Here is a 23,688-nt window from a genome sequence, read left to right as displayed (position 1 = left end):
ATTAACGAGGCCTGCTCAACTTGGCAACTCACTGCCACCGGTGTCATTTATTGTTTAGCGCCCCCGCAATCTGGGCCAGTGCGTGATTGACCAGGGCTTCCATCGCCGCCCTCGCCTCGGCCGCGTCCCCAGCAGCGACCGCATCATAGACCCGCCAGTGCTCCGGCATCGGATCCGGCGGCAGCTTGCGCTTGCGCTGTTTGTAGTGGGTGGTCCAGCGCACCCCGGCCCCGATGGTCGAGGCCAGGCTGATCAGCGGCGGATTGCCGGTCGCGACCAGCAGGGTCTGGTGGAAGTCCCTGTCGGCGGACTGGCCGGCCTCCGTCTTGAGTGTCAGTCGCTCCATGTCATTCAGCGCCTGTCTCATCTGGCTGAGCTGCTGTGTCGTGCGACGCTCGGCCGCAAGGGCGGCGGCGGCCGGCTCTATGATCAGGCGAAGTTCGAACAGGCCGTCGACCATGCTGCGGCTCGGCTCGCTCTCGAAGAACCAGGCCAGAACGTCCGGGTCCAGAAGGTTCCAGCGTTCCATCGGCAGCACGCGCGTGCCCGTTCTGGGCCGGCTTTCGACCACTCCCTTGGCGGCCAGGATGCGTATGGCTTCGCGATAGGCGCTGCGGGAGACCTTCAGTTGCTCGCTGAACTCGATCTCGTTGGCCAGGATTTCACCAGGCTGGCGTTGTCCGGAAACGATTGCGATTCCGAGATCTCTGGCGATGGCTCCGTGCAGGCGTCCAGGCCTGGAGGGGGGGCGGGTCAGGACGTGGGCGGTCCGGGAAGACATGGAAAGCTCCAGTGGTGTCGGCCGACTTCTACAGGATTTTTGACGCCCGGCGACCATTGACCGGGCGTCAGGATCAGCCGTATGGTTATGGTAGCGCTATCATCATCGGGCCTAACCGGTGGGTGTCCAGGGAGAAACGAAATGACCGACCAAGGCTTGACGCAGGTAAAGCTTGGCCGCCGCACACTGCTCGCCAGTTTTGTGTCGACGATCGCCATGTCGCAGATTCCCGTGGCCGCCCGGGCGCAGGTGTCGGCCCGGCCCGGCCCCGACGCCCTGTATCGCGATCCGCGGCAACCGGTGGAAAGACGGGTCGAGGACCTCCTTCGGCGGATGACGCTCGAGGAGAAGGTCGCCCAGATGGTGGGCATCTGGGAAACCAAGGGGCTTGTTCAGAACAGCGTCGGCGATTTCGACGCGACCAGGGCCACCGTCGCCTTCCCTCACGGACTGGGCCAGATTTCTCGCCCGCAGGACAAGCGCGGCGTCGACGCCAGCCTGAACGGCGCCGCCGGCGCGGCCGGGGATGCGGTCAACAGAACCGGCCGTGAGACGGCCCAGTACGCCAATGCGGCCCAGAAGTGGGCCGTCGAGAACACGCGGCTCGGCATTCCGCTGATCCTGCACGAGGAAGCCCTGCACGGCTATGTCGCTCGCGGCGCGACGAGCTTCCCGCAGTCCATCGCCCTGGCCAGCACCTGGGACCCGTCTTTGCTGACGCGCGTGTTCAGCGTCGCGGCGCGGGAAATGCGCGCCCGGGGCGCCCAGCTCGCCCTCGCGCCGGTCGTCGACGTGGCGCGCGACCCGCGGTGGGGGCGTATCGAGGAGACCTATGGCGAGGACCCGCATCTGGTGGGCGAAATGGGGGTGGCGGCGATCCGGGGCTTCCAGGGTGAAACCCTGCCCCTGGCGCCCGACAAGGTCTTCGTCACGCTCAAACATATGACCGGCCACGGCCAGCCCGAGAACGGCACCAATGTGGGGCCGGCCAACATCTCCGAGCGGACCCTCAGGGAGAATTTCTTCCCGCCGTTCGAGCGCGCCGTGACGGAGCTCCCCGTCATGGCCGTCATGGCCTCCTACAACGAGATCGACGGCCTGCCCTCGCACGCCAACCGCTGGCTCCTGCACGACGTCCTGCGCAAGGAGTGGGGCTATGAGGGCGCCGTGGTGTCCGACTATTTCGCGGTGAGGGAGCTCAATACGCGCCATCGGATGTTCTCCACCATCGAGGAGGCCGCAATCCGGGCCATTGATGCGGGGGTGGACGTCGAACTGCCGGACGGCGAGGGCTACGCCAAACTGCCGGCCCTCGTGAATCAGGGGAAGGTGGACATCGCGGCGATCGACGACGCGGTGCGTCGCGTCCTGACCATGAAGTTCCAGGCCGGGCTGTTCGAAACGCCCTATGTCGACCCGCGCCGCGCCGATGCGCTGACGGCCACGCCGGACGCGATCGCCCTCGCCCGCGAGGCTGCGGGCAAGGCGATGGTCCTGCTCAAGAACGCCAACGGGGTCCTTCCGCTGGACGCGTCGAAGATCTCGCGCATGGCGGTGCTGGGCACCCACGCCCGAGACACGCCGATCGGCGGGTACAGCGATGTGCCGGCCCATGTGGTCAGCGTGCTTGAGGGAATCCAGGCCCATGCCGCCGGCCGGTTCGCGGTGGACTACGCCGAGGCGGTCCGGATCACGGAGAGCCGCTCGTGGAGTGCGGACAGGGTCGACCTGGTCGATCCCGAGGTCAATGCGGGCCTGATCCGCGAAGCCGTCGCCACCGCCCGCAACGCCGACGTCATCGTCATGGTCCTGGGCGACAATGAGCAGACCAGTCGCGAAGCCTGGGCCGACGAACACCTGGGCGATCGCGATTCCCTGGAGCTCATCGGCCAGCAGAACGACCTCGCCCGCGAGATCTTCGCCCTGAACAAGCCGACGATCGTCGTGCTGCTGAACGGGCGGCCGCTGTCGGTGAACTTCGTGGCCGAGAGCGCCGACGCCCTGATCGAGGGCTGGTATCTGGGTCAGGAGACCGGCCACGCCGTCACCGACGCCCTGTTCGGGAAGATCAATCCCGGCGGCAAACTCCCCGTTTCGATCGCGCGATCCGTCGGGCAATTGCCGATCTTCTACAACTACAAGCCCACGGCGCGTCGCGGCTATCTGTTCGACGAGACGACCCCGTTGTTCCCGTTTGGTTTCGGCCTGTCGTACACGACCTTCGAGATGTCCGCGCCCCGCCTGGCGCGCTCCACGATCGGCCGTTTCGAAAAGGTCCGGGTGGACGTCGATGTGACCAATACCGGCGCGCGCGCCGGGGACGAGGTGGTCCAGCTCTACGTCCGGGACGATCATGCCTCCGTCACCCGCCCGGTGCTTGAGCTGAAACACTTCAGACGCGTGACCCTCGAACCCGGCGCCCGAACCACGGTGTCGTTCGAACTGACGCCGCGCGACCTGTCGTTCTGGAATATCGATATGGAGCGGGTGGTGGAGCCCGGTACCTTCACGATCAGCGCCGGCCCGAACTCGATCGACCTCAAGACTGCGACCTTGACCGTCTCGGCCTGATCGTCCGCCCCTTGATCCATCACCCGGACATCTCAAAGCGGTAGCGCTGACAAACAAGACCGGACGTGTTGCGCCGGCCAGGACTCCATGACTCAAATCACCTCCTATCTGCCAGCCGACTGGCGCAGCGCCCTGCTTCTGGGGCGGATCCAGAGACGCGAAGGACCGACCCCCGTGCTGGTTCGCGAAGGGCGGGTTCTCGACATCTCCCGGTTTGCGCCCACCACGGCGGAGGCCTGCGCCATGTCCGGTCTCCGGGGGGCGTCGGGCCTTGATCTGGGCGCCTTGGACGCCATGGAATTCTCTGTCGCGTGGGACGGGACGTCCACGGCCGGCGAGACCCTGCTGTCGCCGCTGGATCTGCAGTGCGTGAAGGCCTCGGGGGTGACGTTTGCGGTGTCGGCGCTGGAGCGGGTGATCGAGGAGCGGGCGCGGGGGGTGGCCTCGGCGGCGACCGACATCCGGGCGCGTCTGTCCGACCGGATCGGCGGCGACCTGAGGGCCGTGCAGCCCGGATCGGAACAGGCGGCGACCCTGAAACAGGCCCTGATCGCCGACGGTCTGTGGTCGCAGTATCTGGAGGTGGCGATCGGCCCGGATGCGGAGATCTTCACCAAGGCCCCGGTGCTGTCGTCCGTCGGCTGGGGCGCGGAGGTCGGCGTCAGGAGCGATTCGGCCTGGAACAATCCGGAGCCGGAAATGGTGCTGGTCTGCGATCCCTCGGGTCGGGCCGTCGGCGCTGCGCTCGGCAATGACGTCAATCTGAGGGACATCGAGGGCCGCTCGGCCCTGTTGCTGGGCAAGGCCAAGGACAACAACGCCGCGGCGGCCGTGGGGCCGTTCATCCGGCTGTTCGACGACGGCTTCACCCTGGACGATGTGCGCGGGGCGACGGTGGAGCTGGAGGTGCGGGGCGAGGACGGGTTCGTCATGTCCGGCGCCAGCTCCATGAGCCTGATCAGCCGGGATCCGCTCGATCTGGCGAAACAGGCGGCGGGTGAGAACCACCAGTATCCCGACGGTTTCGCCCTCTATCTCGGCACCATGTTCGCCCCGGTCCAGGATCGGGATACGCCCGGCGGCGGCTTCACCCACAAGGTCGGCGACCGGGTGAAGGTGTCGTCGTCCCGCCTTGGCGTGCTCGAGAACCGGGTCACCACCTGCGACCGCGCCCCGCCCTGGACGACGGGGATTTCGGCCCTGATGCGCAATCTCGCCGGACGCGGCCTGCTGGGAGACGTCGTATGAGCGGGGCCATCTATCCGTCGCTGAAGGGCAAGGTCGTCGTCGTCACCGGCGGCGGGTCCGGCATCGGCGCCGGCATGACCGAGGCCTTTGCCCGGCAGGGCGCCAGGGTGGTCTTTTTCGACGTGGCCGACGCGGACTCGCTGGCGTTGCAGGCCGGGCTGGCGGAGCTGGACCCCGCGCCGGTCTATCGCCGGTGCGACCTGATGGATCTGGCGGCGCTGACCGACGGTCTGGCGGCCGTCGAGCGCGACTTCGGCGCCGTGGAGGTGCTGGTCAACAACGCCGCCAATGACGACCGCCACACCCTGGCCGAGGTCACGCCCGCCTACTGGGACGACCGGATCAATGTGAACCTGCGGCACCTGTATTTCGCCGCCCGGGCCGTGGCGCCGGGGATGAAGGCGCGAGGGCAGGGGGTGATCCTGAACCTGGGCTCGATCTCCTGGCACCTGGGTCTGCCGGATCTGTCGCTCTATGAGACGGCCAAGGCGGGGATCGAGGGCATGACGCGGGCCCTGGCGCGCGAACTGGGCGTGGACGGCGTGCGGGTCAGCTGCATCGTGCCGGGCAACGTCAGGACCCCGCGCCAGATGAAATGGTACACGCCCGAGGGCGAGGCCGAAATCGTCGCGGCCCAGTGCCTGAAGGGCCGGCTGGAGCCGAGGGACGTCGCGGCCCTGGCCCTGTTCCTCGCCTCGGACGATGCACGTTTGATTACAGGTCACGAGTTTTTCGTGGACGCAGGCTGGCGTTAGGCCAGACCTTCGTCGAACAATTCATACGGGCCAGAGAGCCCGCCAGGGAGGAGATCGAGATGGCAGGACCGACGGGGGGCTCAGGCCCCGATATCGCAGGCGCCGATCGCGTCAACATGGGGTTCATCGTCCTGATCGTGGCTGTGGCGACGATCGGCGGCTTCATGTTCGGCTATGATTCCGGGGTCATCAACGGCACCCAGGACGGGCTGGAAAGCGCCTTCAACCTGTCGGCCCTCGGCACGGGCTTCAATGTCGGCGCCATCCTGCTGGGCTGCGCCTTCGGGGCCTTCGGGGCCGGGCGGCTGTCGGACATGATCGGGCGCAAGGGCGTCATGCTGGTCGCGGCCGCGATGTTCATCGTCAGCGCCATCTGGGCCGGCGCCGCCGATACCTCGGCCCACTTCATCCTCGCCCGCTTCATCGGCGGACTGGGCGTCGGCGCCGCCAGCGTCCTGGCCCCGGCCTATATCTCGGAGGTCACCCCGGCCTCGATCCGGGGGCGGCTGTCCAGCATCCAGCAGATCATGATCATCACCGGCCTGACCGGCGCCTTCGTCGCCAACTACGCCCTGGCGGCGACGGCGGGCGGATCGACCGCCGACTTCTGGATGGGCTTCCCCGCCTGGCGCTGGATGTTCTGGCTGCAGGTCATCCCGGCCGCCATCTATCTGTTCGCCCTGCTGCTGATCCCGGAGAGCCCGCGCTATCTGGTGGTCAAGGGCCGCGACGCCCAGGCCGAGGCCGTGCTGACCAAATTGTTCGGCGCGGGCGCCGCGCGACGCAAGGTCGAGGAGATCCGCGCCTCGCTGAATGCGGAGCACAAGCCCAGGCTGTCGGACCTGCTGGACCAGACCACCCGCAAGGTGCGCCCGATCGTCTGGGCCGGCCTGATCCTGGCGGTGTTCCAGCAACTGGTCGGCATCAACATCGTCTTCTACTACGGCGCGGTGCTGTGGCAGTCGGTCGGCTTCTCCGAGAACGACGCCCTGCAGATCAACATCCTGTCCGGCGTGCTGTCGATCGCGGCCTGTCTGGCCGCCATCTCGGTCATCGACCGGATCGGCCGCAAGCCGCTGCTGCTGATCGGCTCGGCGGGCATGGCGGTGACCCTGGCGACCATGGCCTGGTGTTTCTCGCAATCGACCCTGGTGGACGGCGCGCCGCATCTGCCCGGCAATGTCGGCCTGATCGCCCTGATCGCCGCCAATGCCTATGTGGTCTTCTTCAACTTCAGCTGGGGCCCCGTCATGTGGGTCATGCTGGGCGAGATGTTCCCCAACCAGATCCGGGGTTCGGCCCTCGCCGTCGCCGGCTTCGCCCAGTGGATCGCCAACTTCGCCATCTCCGTCAGCTTCCCGTCCATGGCCGTGGGCCTCGGCCTGCCGGTCACCTACGGCTTCTATGCCGCCAGCGCCCTTATCTCCTTCTTCCTCGTCCAGGCATGGGTCAAGGAAACCCGCGGCCGTGAACTGGAAGACATGCAGGGCTGACCCTATCTACTGTCCGACAAATGAAGGGGCGGCGCTCCTCCGCCGCCCCGGTTCCTTCACAAGGCGAACTTGATGACCGACATTCTGAATCTGTGCCATTGGATCAATGGCGAGAAGGTCGATGCCGACCGACCGGGTGAGAGCCGCAACCCCTCCAACACCCGTGAGGTCGTGGCCCTGACGCCGAAGGGCGGCGCGGCCGAGGTCGACGCCGCAGTCGCGGCCGCCCGGGCGGCCTTCCCGGCCTGGTCGGAAGCCTCGCCCGAGGTGCGCTCCGATATCCTCGACCGCGCCTCCAACATCCTGATGGACCGCAAGGAGCAGGTCGGCCGGCTGTTGTCGCGCGAGGAGGGCAAGACCCTCGCGGAAGGCATCGGCGAGACGGCCCGCGCCGCGCGAATTCTGAAATATTTCGCCGGCGAGGCCCTGCGCATCCACGGCCAGAACCTGATGTCGACCCGTCCGGGCGTCGAGATCCAGACCTATCGCCAGGCGGTCGGGGTGTTCGGCCTGATCACGCCGTGGAACTTCCCCATCGCCATCCCGGCGTGGAAAATGGCCCCGGCCATCGCCTTCGGCAATACGGTGGTGATCAAGCCCGCCGGCCCGACCCCGGCCACGGCCGAGGCCCTGATCGCCATCCTGCATGAGGCCGGCCTGCCCAGGGGCGTGGTTAACATGGTCATCGGCGACGGCGACGTGGGCCGCGCCATCGTGGCCCATCCGGACATCGACGGCATCAGCTTCACCGGCTCCCAGACCGTGGGGGCCAGCGTCGGCAAGGGGGCCATGGAGCGTCAGGCCCGGGTCCAGCTGGAGATGGGCGGCAAGAATCCGCTGATCGTGCTGGACGACGCCGACCTGGACCGCGCCGTGGCCATCGCCCTGGACGGCTCCTTCTTCGCCACCGGACAGCGCTGCACGGCTTCCAGCCGCCTGATCGTGCAGGACGGCATCCATGACCGGTTCGTCGCAGCCCTGGCCGAGAAGGTCGCCGGGCTGAAGGTCGGCGACGCTCTCGATCCCTCCACCCAGATGGGTCCGGCCGTGTCCGAGAGCCAGATGGAGACCTCCTACAGCTATATCGATATCGCCCGCGCCGCCGGCGGCCGGATCGCCACCGGCGGCAACCGGCTGAACCTCGACCAGCCCGGCTGGTATGTGCAGCCGACCCTGATCGCCGACACGACGGCCGCCATGCGGATCAACACCGAGGAGGTGTTCGGTCCGGTCGCCTCGACCATCCGGGTCAAGGACTATGAGGAGGCCCTGGCGATCGCCAACGGGGTCGAGTTCGGCCTGTCGGCGGGCATCGCCACCACCAGCCTGAAATACGCCCGCGACTTCCAGCGCCGCGCCCGGGCCGGCATGGTGATGGTCAACCTGGCCACCGCAGGCGTCGACTATCACGTGCCGTTTGGCGGGTCGAAGAAGTCCAGCTATGGCGCGCGGGAACAGGGCTTCGCGGCGGCGGAATTCTTCACCCAGCAGAAGACCGCCTACAGCTGGAGCTGACGGGCCGAAGCCGGACCGGTACTGCGGGCTTCCACGGCGGCGACCTCAGGATGCGGGTCCCCCCGACGCATGCCCGGCCACGCGGACCAGCGCCCTGCGCGCCCGGTCCGCGTGGGCTTCGCCGGCTAGATCGATGCCGGCGGCGCTGCGCTGTCGCAGGACGCCGTACCAAGCGTCCCGCCTAGGCGGCCCCTGAATAGCCGGAGAGGAAGTCCTCATGCCGTGGCATCCCGGCGGCCAGGTCCTGGATCACCCGCGCCACGGCGGCGAGCCTGCGCTGAGCCAGCGCCGGATCGATGGTGTCGGCGAGGGGTTCGTAGGTTTTCGGCACGACCCCCTGGCCAAGCAATACGGCGATCCAGCTGGCTTCGCTGAAAAGCTCGTCCTCGTACCGGAACAGCCTGCCCGTCGCCCGGAACAGGTCGATCTTGCGGGCCAGGGTGTCCGGTACGGGCATGTCCCGGACCTGACGCCAGAAGCCCGTGTCGTCTCGCGCCGTAGCCTTGTAGTGCAGGATGATGAAGTCGCGCACCTGTTCGAACTGCTGTTGCGACAGACGGTTGTATTCGGCGATCAGGATCGGGTCGAATCCCCTGTCCGGCATCATCGTCATCAGTTTCGAGATTCCGCTCTGGATCAGGTGGATGCTCGTCGACTCCAGGGGTTCGAGGAAGCCGGACGCCAGGCCGAGCGACACGCAGTTCTTGACCCACTGCGACTTCCGTCGCCCGGTCACGAAGCGCAGCATCCGGGGCTCGTCCAGAGGGGGACTGTCGAGCCCGGCCAGCAGTTCCGAGCGGGCCTGTTCGTCGGCGATATGGCCGCTGCAGAAGACGTGGCCGTTGCCCGTGCGATGTTGCAGCGGAATGCGCCAGCGCCAGCCGGCCGAACCGGCGGTGGCGCGGGTAAAGGGGGAGAGCGCCTCAAGCCGGGCGGTCGGAACCGCCAGGGCCCTGTCGCAGGGCAGCCAGTGCGACCAGTCCTCATAGCCGGACTTGAGCGCCTTCTCGATGATCAGGCCCTGGAAGCCCGAGCAGTCGATGAACAGGTCCGCCTCCAGCCGACGCCCGTCAGCCAGGACCACGCTCTGGACGAATCCATCGCCGGGGCGCAGCACGGTGTCGACGATCCGCCCCTCGTGCCGGACGACCCCCCGGGCCTCGGCGAGACGCCTCAGATAGGCCGCATAGAGACCGGCGTCGAAATGATAGGCGTATTTCAGCGTCTGCAGGGCGGGGGGCGCGTTCCGATCCGGCTTGATGAAACGGTCAGCCCCGGCGGCGGCGATGCTGAGGCTGTAGGCGCCGAGGGGCGTCGGATCGCCGGCCGCGCGCAGGCGCAGCCAGTGCTGGTGAAACTGGACGCCGTCCATGTCTACGCCGAACGGACCGAACGGATGCATGTACCGGTCGCCGATCCGGCCCCAATTCACGAACTCGATGCCGAGCTTGAACGTGGCCCGGGTGGCGCGCATGAAGTCCGGCTCGTCGATGCCGAGCAGGCTGTTGAAGCTGAAGATCGGCGGAATCGTCGCCTCCCCGACCCCGACCGTCCCGATCTCTTCGGATTCGACGACCGAAACCCGGGTCACGCCATTGGCGCCGAGGCGGGACAGGGCCGCCGCCGCCATCCAGCCGGCCGTGCCTCCGCCGACCACAAGAATGTGGCGAAGGGGTCCAGGGGGCGGGTCGGAGATCTGCATCGTGAAGACTATAGCTCCATAAAAGTCCGACAGGGCGCCCGTCGCGCCGCCGGGGCGAGGCGGCCGGCGCCGGGGGCGGGCGGCAGGGTCAGCCTCGTCCGAGGCCGGCCATCAGGAAGTCGCGGATGCGCCGCGCCAGGGCCGGCGTCATGCGGCCCAGTACGCCCCGGCTGGACGGCGGAAGATGGCCGGCCGGGTCGACATCGTCCTGGAACACATAGTGTTCGAACAGGGCGCGCCAGGCCTCCCGGTGGGCTGGAGCCAGAGGGCGAACGGTCATGATCGCGTGGACGAGGGCCTCGAACGCCGAGGGAGGGGCGCCGGCGGCGTTCCACCAGTAGTTCACCAGCACGTTGACCGGCGACAGGGCCTCCACCTGATGCCACCAGAGCGGGGGGATGTAGATCGCATCTCCGGGCTCGAGGTCGGCGGTGACCGCATGGGACAGCGCCTCTGCAAAGCGCGGATAGCGTTCCAGATCGGGATCCTTAAGGGATACCAGGCTCACGGGCTGGCCGGCCGGGGTGAAGTCCAGCGGCCCGACATACAGGTTTCGGGCCTGATCGGGCGGAAAGAGGGTGAAGCGCCGGCGGCCGGCGGCAACGCAGGCGATATTGTCCGAGAGGTCGTAGTGGGTCGACACCGTGACGGCGTTGCCGACCCAAAGGCGGGCCAGTGCACGGGCGTCCAGAATGTCCAGGCTGTGGGTCGCGGAGAACTCGGGGACGCAGCCATTGGCGACGGCCGCGCCGGCGTAGAGAGACGGCGGACGCGGATCATGACGATACGCCAGCAGACGATCCAGGATGTTGCCCAGAGAGGCCTGGCCCCGGTCGAAATTCAGGCCGGTCATCGTGTCGTTGTAGAAGAAGCGGCCGCCGATGAGGGGGGGTCCGCTGAAGGTCTCCAGAAGCTGGTCGTTTGAGCGGGCCTTCAGCCAGGCCGCGAGGTCGTCGTCACCCCGGCCGGCGGCGAGGACCATGGGCCAGTCGGCGACCTGGGCCCTGAACACGACCGGTCGGTAGGCCGGAACAATCTCGCGTTCCAGAACCTCGCGACTGATCCGCCCCCGCCGGGGAATGTTCTCAGGCCCGGCAAGGCGGGGACGCGATGTGAGATTCATACGGGCCAGACTAAAGAAAAAGCCCCGACGGCAGAACCGTCGGGGCCTGAGGTCGCTTCAGGAAGTGATCAGAAGGTAGCGCGCACGATGAAGGTGAAGCGCCGGTCGTTGATGAACCAGGACCGGCCGGTCCTGAGCAGGTCATTGTTGAGCACCTGGGACGTGCGGGTGACTTCGTCGGTCAGATTGACCGCCTGGATGCCGATCTTGATGTTGTCGCTGACCGAATAGAAGGCCGAGCCGTCGAGCTGTCCCGTGGATTCGTTCATGATGGGCGCGAACGGCACGATGACGTCGCGGGGCGTGATCAGGAACTCCGAGCGCCAGGCGTAGGCGAGACGGATGGCGATCGGCCCCCGCTCGTAGAAGCCCGCGAGGTTTGCCGTGTGTTTCGACAGGTTCTGCAGCGGCAGCAGGCTGGTGTCGATGTTGGCGACACGTCCGGCGGCCACGTCGGGATCGGTGTTTGACAGGGTGCTTTGCGGAACGCCTTCCGAGTCGATGTAGGTGTAGTTGGCGTTGAAGCCGAAGCCCGCGAAACGCTCGGGCAAGACCGAGTCGAGCGTGGTCTGCCAGGCAACCTCGAAGCCCTTGATCGTGGCGGTCTCCTCCGAGTTCACGGGGGTGGTGACCACGGCGTCAAAGGTGGCGCCATTGTTGGTGAAGGCCTGTCGCACCGTGCCATTGGTGATCACGTCGCTCAGACGCTTGTAGAAGAGCGACAGGGTGAACGACCCCGGATTGCCATAGTACCACTCGAAGGCCGCGTCGAAACTGTCGGCCTGGATTGGCTTGAGATAAGGATTGCCAACCGCAAACCGCCCCGTGGGCCGGCCATCAACGATGTCCAGTTCGTTGGCGGACAGGTTCACGTTGAAGAAGTTGCGCGTCAGGCCGATGTCAGGCGGTGTGATCGCCTTTGAGTAGCCGAAGCGGAAGATCTTGCCGCCATCCATCTCCGCCTTCAGGTTGAAGCTGGGCAACAGATAGTCGAACGAGGTCTCGGCGGTGTCAGCGATAATGGCGCCGTTGGCGAAGTCGCGCGCCGCCTGGCGGTTTGCGGGGGAAACCAGCCGGCAGAACGGCGTGGCGGTTTCACCCGGCGGGACGTCGGCGCATTGCGCCTCGGTGCTGAATGTCCCCCTGGGGAAGGCAAGGTACCCGCCGGCCTGGCGATCGGTCTTCGTGTACCGCAGTCCGAAGTTGCCGCTGAGCCGCAGGCCGTTTGAAAGCTCCCCGGCGTAGCGCATCATGGCGTAGAAGGCGTCGTTCTGCTCATTGACCGGGTTGATCTCGTTCAGCCGGTAGAGCGTTCCGGGCACGACGTCGCAGCGCATGGCCAGAGGCACCCAGTTTTGCGGACATCCGTCAGCGCCGAAACGAGCGCGCCATTCATCGCCCACCAACAGCCCGAATGCGGCATATGCATCGTAGTTCTGGACGATGTTCTGGTTATAGAAGAGCCGGGGTTGATCGCCGGTCGGCACAGGGATCTGGCCGCGGAAGAAGTTGTTGAAGCCGAAGGTCTCGAACCTCGAGCCGACAACAGTACCGACCGTACCGGGCAAGCCGTTGGTCTCGGGAACCCCATCAGCCGAATCGCTCAGCCAGACAGGGCCGCCGCCGCCCCATTGCTCGCTGATCACGCCCCAGTTGTAGGCCGAGAAGCGGGTGGTCTGTTCCCGTTCGGCGCGACGGTAGCCGAACCGGACCGATTCCAGCCAGCTGTCCTCGTCGAAGGTGTACTCGCCGTCCAGCTTGACGGCCGTCAGTTCGCCCTCGCTGTCCTCGGCATGGTCCATGTTGTTTCGGACAAAGCTGTTGAACGGGTCGCTGAAGTTGTTGTTGGCGCCCGTAAAATACCGGGGGCAATCCGAATCCGGGGTGGGCGCTGTCGAGGGGCACTGGGCCACAACGCCGTTTTCCGAAGGCGGCAGGAAGGTGACGATCGGCACATCATCGCCGCGCAGCTCGATCGAGGCGTTCTGGTAGGTCGAGGCCCACAGGGTAGCGTCCAGGTTCTGGACCGTGGATTCCACGCGCTGGATGTCCAGGTTGAACTTCAGCCTGTCGCTGGGCGTCCACTTGAAGTTGAAGCCATAGTCCGTTGTGATGTTCTCGGAGTAGACGTCCCGGCGCTGATTGTTGCTCTGCAGGCCGAAGGCCGGATTGCGGTTGTCGCGACCATCCAGCTGGTCATCGCGCCAGCCGGTGGGCCCGGTGATCGTTCCATTGGTAAAGACGCCGTCGTCTCCGAAGTCGAACGTCGTGCCGAGAACCGGGCGGGAGTCGCCGTTGGACGTGACGTTGTCTGTCGCGATCTCGACCGCATGCTCGGTCCAGGCCTGGGTCGCCTCGGAACGCAGGAACTGCGCCGTGGCGATCATGGTCCGGTCAGGGCTTCGCCATTGGGCTGCGGCGGCATAGCCGGTGCGTTGACGGTCGAAGTCCTGGGTGCGGAAGGACGCGCCGCGAGGGAAATAGATCGGCCGGGAGGCCACGTCGGACCGTAGCGAGAAGTTGGAGATCTGCTGGCCGTCCCCCCGGGACTTCAGCTGCGAGTCCACGAAGTTGGCGAGCAGGCCGAATTCGCCCATCTCGGTATCCCAACGCTTGCTTCCCAGCACGGAATAGGTGGGCGTGTACTCTTCCGCGAGGTCGCCGTAGCTGAGTTCAGCCGATGCAGACAGCAGGTCGCCCGACTGGTCGAACGGGACGCGGGTCCGCAGGTTCACCGTGCCGGCGATGCCGCCCTCGATGAGGTCTGCGGACTGGTTCTTGAACACGTCGACGCCGGCCAGCAGTTCGGAGGGCACGTCCGAGAAGCCAAGCGCACGCCCGTTGTTCGCGGTGAAGGCGTCACGACCATTGAATTCAGAGCGGACGAACGTCAGGCCGCGCACGACCACGCCGCTGCCCTCTACGGAGAAGTGGTCGGGATCCACGCCGGCGGCGAAGCGGTCGATCGACACGCCCGGGACGCGCTGGAGGGCCTCTGTGACGGATCGGTCGGGCAGGGCGCCGATGTCCTGGGCGCTGATCGAATCGACGAAGACCTCGGCATTGCGCTTGATCGTCTGGGCGCTCTGCAGGCTTCCGCGGATGCCCGTGACGACAACCTCCTCGACGGTTGTGGCGTCGGGGTCTTCCTCGGCCGGCGCGGTCTGGGTCGTCTGGGCCAGAACCGGCGCGCCATAGACGACTGCGGCGACAGCCAGAATTGAGACCCCATGGCGCATGAGGCGCGCCCGGCCAAAGCGCCTTGGCGCAACTGTGACGATGTCTTGAAGCATGTTTCTCCCCCGGATGTTATTCAGTAGCGCCTTGGTAACGCTACCATTGTCCAACACATACCGCATGCGCCGCCGGGGTTCAAGTGTCTGAGTAATCAGCGGCGTCCCGCCTTAAGCTGCTGTTTTTGCTGCATCGCACCAATCCATATTGGGCTTGCAGTCCGTCTCTCATCCGTGATCAATCCGGTGAGGATTGGGAGCGCTAACGGGCATGGTTGCGACACGCATCCAGAATGTGGTCATCGTGGGGGGCGGCGCTGCGGGCTGGATGACAGCAGCGGCGCTCTCGACCCTGCTTGCCCGTTCGAACCTGAATATCCGGCTCATCGAGTCCGAAGAGATCGGCACCGTCGGCGTCGGCGAGGCGACGATTCCCCACATCCGGAGTTTCAACCAGAGATTGGGCCTGGACGAAGAGGCGTTCATGGTCCGGACCCAGGCGACCTTCAAGCTGGGCATCGAATTCCGGGACTGGGCGCGTCTGGGCGACTCCTACATCCATCCGTTCGGGGCCTATGGACGGTCGATCGATCGGGTCGGCTTCCATCATCACTGGCTGCGGCTGCGACGCGCAGGCGCAGCGGCCGATATCCATGACTATTCCCTGCCGGTGGCGGCCGCCCGCCAGGGCCGGTTCCTGCGTCCGGACACGGATCCCCGCTCGCTCCTGTCGACCTTCTCCTACGCCTTCCAGTTCGATGCCGGCCTCTATGCGGCCTGTCTGCGGGAGCATGCCGAGGCGCGGGGGGTGGTGCGTCGTGAGGGCCGGGTGGCGGATGTGGAACTCGATCCCGGGAACGGCCACCTGCGCAGCGTCGTCATGAACGACGGCGAGCGTATCGAAGGCGATCTGTTCATCGACTGTTCGGGCTTCCGCGGACTGTTGATCGAGGGTGCGCTCGGCGCGGGCTACGAAGACTGGACGCGGTGGCTGCCCTGCGACCGGGCGGTGGCGGTCCCTTGCGACACCGTAGAGGCCTCGACGCCCTACACCCGGGCGACCGCCCTTGAGGCGGGATGGTCCTGGCGGATTCCCCTGCAGCATCGGGTGGGCAACGGATATGTCTACTCCAGCGCCTTCCTCGCGGACGAGGCGGCGACGGCGCGCGTCATGGGCCGTCTGGAGGGACCGGCGCGGGCCGAGCCGCGGCTGCTCCGGTTCACGACCGGTCGCCGAAAGCGTCAGTGGATGCGCAACTGCGTGGCCATCGGCCTGTCCAGCGGATTCCTGGAGCCGCTGGAATCCACGAGCATTCATCTGATCCAGGCCGCCATAACCAACCTGGTCGACCTGTTTCCGGATCGGGAGATGGATCCGGCTGACGCCGACGAGTTCAACCGGATCATGGACCTGGAGTACGACCGCATCCGGGATTTCCTTGTGCTCCACTACAAGGCGACCGAGCGCAACGACACCCCCTTCTGGGATCACTGCCGCACCATGGCCGTCCCCGACAGTCTGGCCGAGAAAATGGCGCTCTTCAGGGAGCGCGGCGTGGTGGCGCGATATCGGGACGGCCTGTTCCTGGAGCCGAGCTGGCTCGCGGTCTATTTCGGTCAACGCATCGAACCCCGGACCTACGACCCTCTGAGCGACAGGACGCCCGAGTCGGCCCTTGCGGGCGCGCTGGAGACCCTGCGCACGGCCGTGGAGCGCCAGGCGGCGGCCATGCCCACCCACGAGGCCTTCATCCATGCATGCTGCGACGCGCGGACGACGGCATGAAGCGCAAGGTCCTGATCGTGGGCGGCGGTTCCGCAGGCTGGATGGCGGCGGCGGCTCTCGCCAGGGCATTCGGCCCCCGGCTCGGGGTGCAGATCCTCGAGGAGGATGCCCCGGTGGAGGACAGCGGGGTCCTCGGTCCGTTCGAGGCGACCCTGCCGTCCCTGAACGGCTTCAACACATCCCTGGGCGTGTCCGACGAAACCCTGGTTGCGAAGGCGGGGGCCACCTTCCGGCTGGGCACGACGTTCCGGTCGTGGACGCGGCGTGATCACGCCTATGTCCATCCCTTCAGCGAGTTCGGCGGCGCGCTGGACGGGGTGGCCTTCCATCATCACTGGCTGACGCTGAAGGCCGCAGGGCTGGCGCCGCCCCTGGAGAACTTCTCTGTCGCGGCCGTCGCGGCGCGAGCGGGCCGGTTCAGCCGGCCATCGGCGGACCCCCGGTCGGTCGCCTCCACCATGGACTATGGGCTGCATCTCGCCGTGGAAGACTATGTCGAGCTCGTCCGGGGCGTGGCCCTTGCTGCGGGTGTGGAGCGGCTCACGGGGCGTTTCGCAGACGTCGGGCGGACCGGGCCGGGCGACGGAATTGATGCGATCATCTGTGATGACGGACGTCGTTTCGTGGCGGATCTCTTTATCGATGCAACCGGCCAGAGGGGGGAGTTGATCTCGCGTCTTGGCGCGCACTGGGTCGACTACTCCCGTTGGCTTCCGGCAGACCGGATCAGCGGCGACACCGCGGCCGGAAAGACGACGGCGCCGCTCACCGAGGCTACGGCCCTGCGCAGCGGCTGGACCTGGCGGGCGCCTCTCGGGGCCGGCTCGGCGACGATGCGGGTGTCGGCCAGCGCCTTCGAAACGGGAGACGCCCGACCGGCGCTCAGATTTTCCAATGGACGCCGGTCCAAGACATGGATCGGCAACTGCCTCGCCATCGGCCTTGCGGCCACGACCCTCGAGCCGCTGGAGGCGTCGGGCCTGCACCTGGTGCAGAGCGGCGTGAGCAAGCTGCTCGGCCTGTTTCCGTCCGACGCGTCGATGGGGGCCGCCGCCTCCGAATACAACCGCCTGATGGCCGACGAGGCGGACCGGCTGCGCGACTTCATGATCCTGCACTACCGGGCGAATTCCCGCAAAGGCGAGCCGCTCTGGGACGCGGTCCGCAGCGCCGCGCCTCCAGACGAACTGGCGCACAAGATCCGGATGTTCACCGCGCGCGGGCATGTCAGCCTGTATGACGAGGAGACTTTCGAGGATCCCAGCTGGATCGCCGTCTTCCTGGGCCAGAACATCATTCCGCAGCGCCGTCACCCGATCGCGGAACTGACGCCGACCCGGGAACTCGCCGCCCGTCTGGACCGGATGCAGTCGGTGATCCGCCAGGCGACGGAGGCCATGCCGACCCATACAGAGATGCTGGCGCGGCTCCGGCCAGAATTTCCGCCGGCGAGAGCAAGCTGACATGACCCTCGACACCCGTATCCGCAGGATCGCCATCGTCGGCGGCGGCACGGCCGGCTGGATGACCGCCGCCGCCCTGGCGAAAATTCTGGGCCCGGACTATGCCCGGATCACGCTGATCGAGTCCGACGATATCGGCACGGTCGGCGTCGGCGAGGCGACGATCCCCCAGTTGCGCACCTTCAACACCATGCTGGGGCTCGATGAAGACGACTTCATCCGGCGGACCCAGGGGACGTTCAAGCTCGGCATCCAGTTCCGCGACTGGGGCCGCATCGGCGATCGGTACTTCCATCCGTTCGGGCCTTTCGGCGTGGATATGGAAGGGGTGTCGTTCCACGCCTTCTGGCTGCGTCTCAACCAGCTGGGCGATCCCGCCCCGATCTCTCACTATTCGCTCCAGGCCATGGCGGCCGAGCACGGGAAATTCATGCGTCCCATCGATGCGGGCCGCTCGCCGCTCTCCAGAATCGCCTACGCCTTCCACTTCGATGCGGGACTCTATGCCCGCTATCTGCGCGAACACAGCGAAGCCCGGGGCGTGGTCAGGCTGGAGGGACGGATCGTCGACGTCGCCCTGAGGGGCGAGGACGGCTTTGTCGAAAGCGTCTCGCTGGAGGACGGCCGCAAGGTCGAGGCGGACCTCTTCATCGACTGTTCCGGCTTCCGCGGTCTGTTGATCGAAGGGGCGTTGAAGACGGGTTATGACGACTGGTCGCACTGGCTGCCCTGCGACCGGGCCGTCGCCGTGCCCTGCGAACGCGTCGAGGACCCCGTCCCCTATACGCGGTCGACGGCGCGCAGCGCGGGTTGGCAGTGGCGCATTCCGCTGCAGCACAGGACCGGCAATGGCTACGTCTTCTCAAGCCGCTTCATCGAGGAAGAGGAGGCAAAGGCGGATCTTCTCGGCCAGCTGGACGGCCGGGCCCTGGCCGAGCCGCGCACCCTCCGCTTCACGACGGGGCGCCGCAGGAAGGCATGGAACAGGAATGTCGTGGCCCTGGGCCTGGCCTCGGGTTTCATCGAACCGCTGGAATCCACCAGCATCCATATGATCCAGAGCGGCATCGCAAACCTGCTGGCGATGTTCCCGACACGAAATTTCGAACAGGCCGAGACCGATCGATACAATCGCGTCGTCGCCCATGAGGCCGAGCGGATCCGGGACTTCATCATCCTGCATTACAACGCCACCCAGAGGACAGACTCGGCCTTCTGGGACTATGTGCGGACCCTGTCACCGCCCGACAGCCTCATGGAAAAATACGAGATCTTCCGCAGTCGGGGACGGATTTTCCGCGAGAACGAGGAACTGTTCAACGACACGAGCTGGTTCGCGGTCATGATCGGCCAGAACATCGCCCCTTCCAGTCACGATCCCGTCGCCGACGTTCTTTCCGTGGAAGAGACACGGCGCCGGCTGTCACAGACGGCGGAGGCGATCAGAAATTCCGCCGACTACATGCCTTCACACGCCGAATTTATCAGCGGGAACTGCGCGGCGTGAGGCTGCCGGGGGGCGGGGCTGGAAGCGCGCACTGCGGCCCAGCCTTCGTCAGGCGGATGATCGACCGGGGTCTTCACGGCCCGTCCGTCAGGTCGACGATTCTGACCGTTCCGATGGCGACGCCGGCCCTGCACAGGCTGACCGGCCGGTCAGCCGCGCCGGATCATTTCGGGGACAGATAGGCGGCCACCCAGACGAACGGGGCGTTCCAGTTGATGGCCACCTCGTTCTGGGTGTAGGCGCCGATGTCGTCGCGCCAGCAGGTCTGGGGCATACAGCGGCCCTTCATGGTCTCGGCCACCGGATCGCTCATATTGGTATTGTTCGGCCCTCCCGACAGCACGCCCGCTGGCGGCGCCGGGTAGGCGGGATCGGCTGACGCCGCCCAGAAGCGGTGATGCGGATTTCGCATCGGCCGGTCGCCATGGCCGGTGACATAGGACTGATCCAGCGGATTGCGGCCCAGCACATAGTCAAGGGCGGCGACGGCGCCGTCCCGGAAGGCGGTCTCCCCGGTGAAGTCATGGGCCAGGCCCAGCACCATCGCGCGGTTCATCAGGGCCCCGTTGGAGCCCCAGCTGTAGTCCGGGCCGGCGAAGGGATGTCCGTAGCCCTGGCCGGCGCCGTCGGCGAGATAGGACCGGCCGGCCGCGACCACCGCCTGCCGCGCGCGCTGGCGCTCCGCTGCGGGCAGGGGGCCGGGCGCGAGGGCCAGGCTGATCGTCCCCAGCGCGCCGACGCTGTTCCAGCCGATGTCGCCCGTCGCGATCGCCCCGACCGGTCCCGCCAGATAGAGGGGCGACGCCCGCAGGGCCTCAAGCAGGGGCTCTTCGCCGGTGGTGAGATACAGCTCGGCCATAGCCCAGTAGAGTTCGTCGGTCAGGTCGCCGTCGCCATAGTCGCCACCGCCGTGGAACGACCCCACCGCATAGACGTCCGGATGTCGCCGGGCGGCGGCCATGCCGCGACGGGCGGCGTCCAGGGCGCGGGCGGCGAACGCCGGATCGACCGTCTTCCATATCCGCGCGGCCTGGGCGGCGACCGCGACCATGTTCAGGGTGGCGGCGGTGTTCGGGGCATAGAGAAACCGGGTCTCGGGGTCATCGGCCGGAGCCATCGGCAGGCCCGTCCAGCGTACGTCGTGCACCTTGTGATGGACCATCCCGCCCGCATCGATCTCGGTGAAGGTCAGGGGCTGTTCGCGGGTGAACCGGCCCACGGGCACACGCAGACGCTTTCCGTCCGGGACCTGCATCCGCAAAAGGAACTCGACCTCCCATCGGGCCTCGTCCAGCAGATCCGAAACCCCGTTTCCGGCTTCCGGGATAGAGGCGGCGCCGTCCGGATAGGGGTCGCCCAGCCCGGCATGCCCGGCCCTTTCGAACGCATTCAACAGGGTCCAGGTCGAGATGCCGCCGTTGACGACATATTTTCCGTGGTCGCCCGCATCATACCAGCCGCCCGAGACGTCGAGCGTATAGTCGCAACCGGGCCAGACATTGCCGCGCATGTCCTCGCCCGAAAAACAGGTGGCGCGATCCGGCGCATGGCCGGCGGGACGGGCGAGATCGGGCCGGGCCACGTGCCGGGCCTCGATCGCTGCCCCGCTCCGGTTCTCGTAGAAGAACACCATCGCGTCCCGCCTGACCGCGCCGAACGGCCGGTCAGACACTCGCAGACGCCGACGATGGTCGCCGATCGTCAGGGTGAAATCGCCCGTCGTGCGCACCTCGTCGAACCGCACCGTGTGGACATGGTCGCCGGACGTGCGGTCGAGGCCTGTCACCCGGCTCTGTCCGCGCAGCACCACGGCCCCGGCCTCGTCGGTGATCGTCCAGTCGAGGGGGCGGGTGGCGGGGTCTTCCAGCGTCGCCGCCTTGGGACCTGTGCGCTCGAAGCCGACCTGGTTCAGACGGATGGCCAGGGGCTCGGCGGCGGGGACTGCGGTGTCGGGGCTCGCCGCGCCCGGGCTCGCCAGGGTCTGGGCCATGACCGCTGCCGCGGCGGCGACCGCCAGGCGAACGCTCCTCGAGGACCGGCTTTCATTCCGCATGGGAGACACCTTGCATTTGCGATCAGAATTGTCTGAGTTAAGGCGACGATCAAGTCAATGCACGGGTCGGCGAACGACCCGGTTCGGGGGAGGTTTGCATGCGGTACGGTAGAGGCGCGCTCTCGGGTCTGGTTCTTGCTACGGCGTTGGCGGCCGCCCCCGCGACGGGCCAGGACGACGACATCACCCAATATATCATCAACAGCCCGCCGGTGCAGTCGTGGCAGGTGAGCGGCGTGCAGACCCCGCCCCGTCCGCATCGCGCCCCGGGCGTCCTGGGCGAACGTGCGATCACGGTTGAGGCCCGCCGGTCGGACCAGCCCTGGTCGGTATCGGCGCAGATGCCTATCCGGGGAGAGATCAAACGCGGCGACACCATACTGCTGGCGGTCTGGGCGCGTCTCGCGACCCCGCCGGCCGGCCAGACCGCCAGCCGCCTGCCGGTTCGCGTCCAGCGGGCGACGCCGCCGTACGACGCGATCGCCGAGGGCGCGGGCGAGATCGGGCCCGAATGGAAGATGGTCTATGCGTCCGGGGTGGCCGCAGAGGACTTTCCCGGCGGCGCCGCCAATCTGGCCGCTCATCTGGCGACCGCCGACCACACCGTCGAACTGGGGCCCGCGCTCCTTCTGGATTTCGGCCAGAACTACGACTCCAGGAAGCTGCCCGTGAACTGAGGCGGCCTGGTCCGGCCGGACGCCGTCGTCCTCAGTGCGCCGACCGGGCGTGGACACCCAGGGTCACGCCGACGAAGCCGCCCGCTGTCCGGGTGCTCAGTATCGTGCCGTCCACGTCCCGGGCCAGGGTGATCCAGTCTCCCGCGTCGGGGGCGTAGGCGAAATCGTACTGTCCGGCGCGGGCGGTGATCCGCAGGCGGGTTGCGTCCCCCGCGTCGGTCAGCGGCGCGCTGGCGATCACGACGCCCTCGGCGGGCTGCTCGGGTCCCGCGCGACGGCGCAGTTCGATGACCGGCCGTCCGGCCTCCAGACCGACAGCGAGGAAGTAGAACCAGTCGTCATTCTGCAGCGCCGTCAGACCCGCCCGGTCGCCCTCCCGGGTCGGGAGCCACCGCATCGTGGTTTCGGCCGTGGCGAATTGATGCTGCTGGCGCCGACCAAGGAACGAGGGGTTGGCGCTGTCGCCCAGATCGACGGGACGGGCCGCCAGCGAGAGGGCGCCGGGCGTCGAGGTCAGGTCGTACCAGGTCTCGCGCGGGTTGCGCATCATCATCCAGTAGGGCGGGAGCGCCGGACCGTCGAAGGTATCGACGATCTGGAACGGGCCGGTCGTCGGGGCCGCGGGCGCGGGGCCGGCGGGAAGATCGGGGCGCGCCGCCTGATAGGGGATCAGTTGCCCGGGCGTGGTGATGATCGGCCAGTCGCCCGACCAGTCGACAGGCAGGAGGAAGGTCTCGCGGCCGGTGTTGTACTGGTCCGGCCCGTAGGGCCTGACCGCCAGGAAGGTGGCCCACCAGTCGCCGTCCGGCGTCTGCACCAGATCCGCGTGCCCGGCGGAGGTCACGGGGTTGGCCCGGGCGGGATCGAGCCCGCGCTGGGTCAGGATCGGGTTCCCGGCGAAGGCCTCGAACGGCCCGTCGGGCGAGCGGGATCGCAGCACGACCTGGGAGTGGCCCTCGGCCGTGCCGCCCTCGGCGCAGGTCAGATAGTACCAGCCGTTGCGATAGGTCAGGTGAGGCCCCTCGATCCAGATCGGCCGGGTGCTGAAATCCACGCCGCCGTTCACCAAAACGGTGCGCGGCCCGAACGTGACCTGACGCGCGACGTCGTAGCGCTGGATCCAGATGGCCCGATGACCCTCATACTCGGGCTCGCCCTGCGGAGGGCCGTTGTTGAGGATCCAGGCCTGCCCCTCGGCATCGACGAACAGCGAGGGGTCTATGCCGCCCTCCAGATCGGGCAGCCAGACGGGGTCGCTCCAGGGCCCGGCCGGGTCCGTCGCCGTGATCAGGAAGTTGCCGCCGCAATCGACGCAGGTGTTCAGGATGTAGAATCGTCCGGCGTGGTGCTCGATCGTCGGGGCGAAGACGCCCCGGGACAGACCCAGCGTACCGAAATCCAGCTGGTCGGGCCGGTCGATCGCATTGCCGATCTGGGTCCAGTTGACGAGGTCCCGGCTCCGGAAGACCGGAATTCCCGGGAAATAGGAGAAGGTCGATGTGACCAGAAAATAGTCATTTCCCACACGGGTGACCGAGGGGTCGGGGTAGAAGCCGGTCAGGATCGGATTGCGGTACTGGCCCTCGGCCAGGGGCGTCGAGGTTTCCGGATCAGCGCCCTGGTAGGTGAAGCTCTCGAACCGGGCCGGGGCCGTCTGGGCCAGGGCGGCGGAGCCCAGAAGACAGGCGGACGCGGCGATCAACAGGGGGGCGATGTGGTTTTTCATTTGTCTGACATTTAGCCCTGGCCCTATAAGGTTGGCAACACGTCCCGAACGGAGC

The 23,688-nt window shown here is 67.2% G+C and carries 15 protein-coding genes; 9 read left to right on the top strand and 6 right to left on the bottom strand.

Annotated elements, in window-relative coordinates; genetic code table 11:
* Positions 1–43: 43 nt before the first annotated feature.
* Positions 44–781: a FadR/GntR family transcriptional regulator gene (locus ACW17W_RS15740; protein ID WP_492078000.1), complete on the bottom strand. Its 738-nt coding sequence runs from the start codon at positions 779–781 to the stop codon at positions 44–46.
* Between the two features lie 141 nt (positions 782–922).
* Between ACW17W_RS15740 and ACW17W_RS15735 the strand changes: the two genes are divergently transcribed.
* The 5 genes from ACW17W_RS15735 to ACW17W_RS15715 all read left to right on the top strand — a co-directional run bounded on the left by ACW17W_RS15735 (position 923) and on the right by ACW17W_RS15715 (position 8,363).
* Positions 923–3,352, top strand: coding sequence for a glycoside hydrolase family 3 N-terminal domain-containing protein (locus tag ACW17W_RS15735; RefSeq protein WP_492077998.1), 2,430 nt, complete (start codon positions 923–925; stop codon positions 3,350–3,352).
* Positions 3,353–3,439: 87 nt separating this feature from the next.
* Entirely contained in the window at positions 3,440–4,600 is a 1,161-nt protein-coding gene (locus tag ACW17W_RS15730) for a fumarylacetoacetate hydrolase family protein (RefSeq protein WP_492077996.1), read from the top strand.
* Complete coding sequence (gene xylB / locus ACW17W_RS15725; RefSeq protein ID WP_492077256.1) at positions 4,597–5,355, top strand: D-xylose 1-dehydrogenase; 759 nt, start codon at positions 4,597–4,599, stop codon at positions 5,353–5,355. The genes ACW17W_RS15730 and xylB overlap by 4 nt, the downstream gene beginning before the upstream one ends.
* A 59-nt stretch (positions 5,356–5,414) precedes the next feature.
* Positions 5,415–6,848 (top strand): sugar porter family MFS transporter, encoded by a 1,434-nt coding sequence (locus ACW17W_RS15720; protein ID WP_492077255.1) that lies wholly within the window; start codon positions 5,415–5,417, stop codon positions 6,846–6,848.
* A 72-nt stretch (positions 6,849–6,920) separates the two neighbouring features.
* On the top strand, positions 6,921–8,363 hold the full coding sequence (locus ACW17W_RS15715; protein WP_492077994.1) for an aldehyde dehydrogenase family protein: 1,443 nt from the start codon (positions 6,921–6,923) through the stop codon (positions 8,361–8,363).
* A gap of 181 nt (positions 8,364–8,544) precedes the next feature.
* Here the strand turns inward: ACW17W_RS15715 and ACW17W_RS15710 are convergent, their stop codons facing one another.
* The 3 genes from ACW17W_RS15710 to ACW17W_RS15700 form a co-directional block, all read right to left on the bottom strand.
* Complete coding sequence (locus ACW17W_RS15710) at positions 8,545–10,065, bottom strand: tryptophan halogenase family protein (protein WP_492077992.1); 1,521 nt, start codon at positions 10,063–10,065, stop codon at positions 8,545–8,547.
* 88 nt (positions 10,066–10,153) lie between these two features.
* Positions 10,154–11,188, bottom strand: a complete 1,035-nt coding sequence (locus ACW17W_RS15705; RefSeq protein WP_492077990.1) for a cupin-like domain-containing protein — start codon at positions 11,186–11,188, stop codon at positions 10,154–10,156.
* A gap of 68 nt (positions 11,189–11,256) precedes the next feature.
* Positions 11,257–14,427, bottom strand: a complete 3,171-nt coding sequence (locus ACW17W_RS15700; RefSeq protein WP_492077988.1) for a TonB-dependent receptor — start codon at positions 14,425–14,427, stop codon at positions 11,257–11,259.
* Positions 14,428–14,692: 265 nt separating this feature from the next.
* Between ACW17W_RS15700 and ACW17W_RS15695 the strand changes: the two genes are divergently transcribed.
* From ACW17W_RS15695 to ACW17W_RS15685, 3 genes are read left to right on the top strand one after another with little or no spacing between them, the layout of a single operon-like run.
* On the top strand, positions 14,693–16,207 hold the full coding sequence (locus ACW17W_RS15695; RefSeq protein ID WP_492077986.1) for a tryptophan halogenase family protein: 1,515 nt from the start codon (positions 14,693–14,695) through the stop codon (positions 16,205–16,207).
* The gene (locus ACW17W_RS15690; protein WP_492077984.1) at positions 16,204–17,670 is read left to right on the top strand and encodes a tryptophan halogenase family protein; all 1,467 of its coding nucleotides are present in this window, start codon (positions 16,204–16,206) and stop codon (positions 17,668–17,670) included. Before ACW17W_RS15695 ends, ACW17W_RS15690 begins: the two co-directional genes overlap by 4 nt.
* Before the next feature lies 1 nt (position 17,671).
* On the top strand, positions 17,672–19,177 hold the full coding sequence (locus ACW17W_RS15685; protein ID WP_492077983.1) for a tryptophan halogenase family protein: 1,506 nt from the start codon (positions 17,672–17,674) through the stop codon (positions 19,175–19,177).
* A gap of 163 nt (positions 19,178–19,340) precedes the next feature.
* Here ACW17W_RS15685 and ACW17W_RS15680 read toward each other — a convergent pair whose 3' ends face one another.
* Positions 19,341–21,167, bottom strand: a complete 1,827-nt coding sequence (locus ACW17W_RS15680; RefSeq protein WP_492077981.1) for a glycoside hydrolase family 9 protein — start codon at positions 21,165–21,167, stop codon at positions 19,341–19,343.
* A gap of 161 nt (positions 21,168–21,328) precedes the next feature.
* Here ACW17W_RS15680 and ACW17W_RS15675 point away from each other — a divergent pair, with 161 nt between their 5' ends.
* Positions 21,329–21,907 carry a hypothetical protein gene (locus ACW17W_RS15675; protein WP_492077979.1) on the top strand — a complete coding sequence of 193 codons (579 nt, stop codon included), beginning with the start codon at positions 21,329–21,331 and terminating at the stop codon, positions 21,905–21,907.
* A 31-nt stretch (positions 21,908–21,938) separates the two neighbouring features.
* Here ACW17W_RS15675 and ACW17W_RS15670 read toward each other — a convergent pair whose 3' ends face one another.
* Positions 21,939–23,633, bottom strand: coding sequence for a glycoside hydrolase family 43 protein (locus ACW17W_RS15670; RefSeq protein ID WP_492077977.1), 1,695 nt, complete (start codon positions 23,631–23,633; stop codon positions 21,939–21,941).
* Positions 23,634–23,688: the final 55 nt, after the last annotated feature.

The sequence above is a fragment of the Brevundimonas sp. FV1ye29L genome (assembly GCF_058681095.1).
The sequence above is the reverse complement of the archived record's forward strand: the minus strand, read 5'-3'. Positions and strand labels throughout refer to the sequence as shown.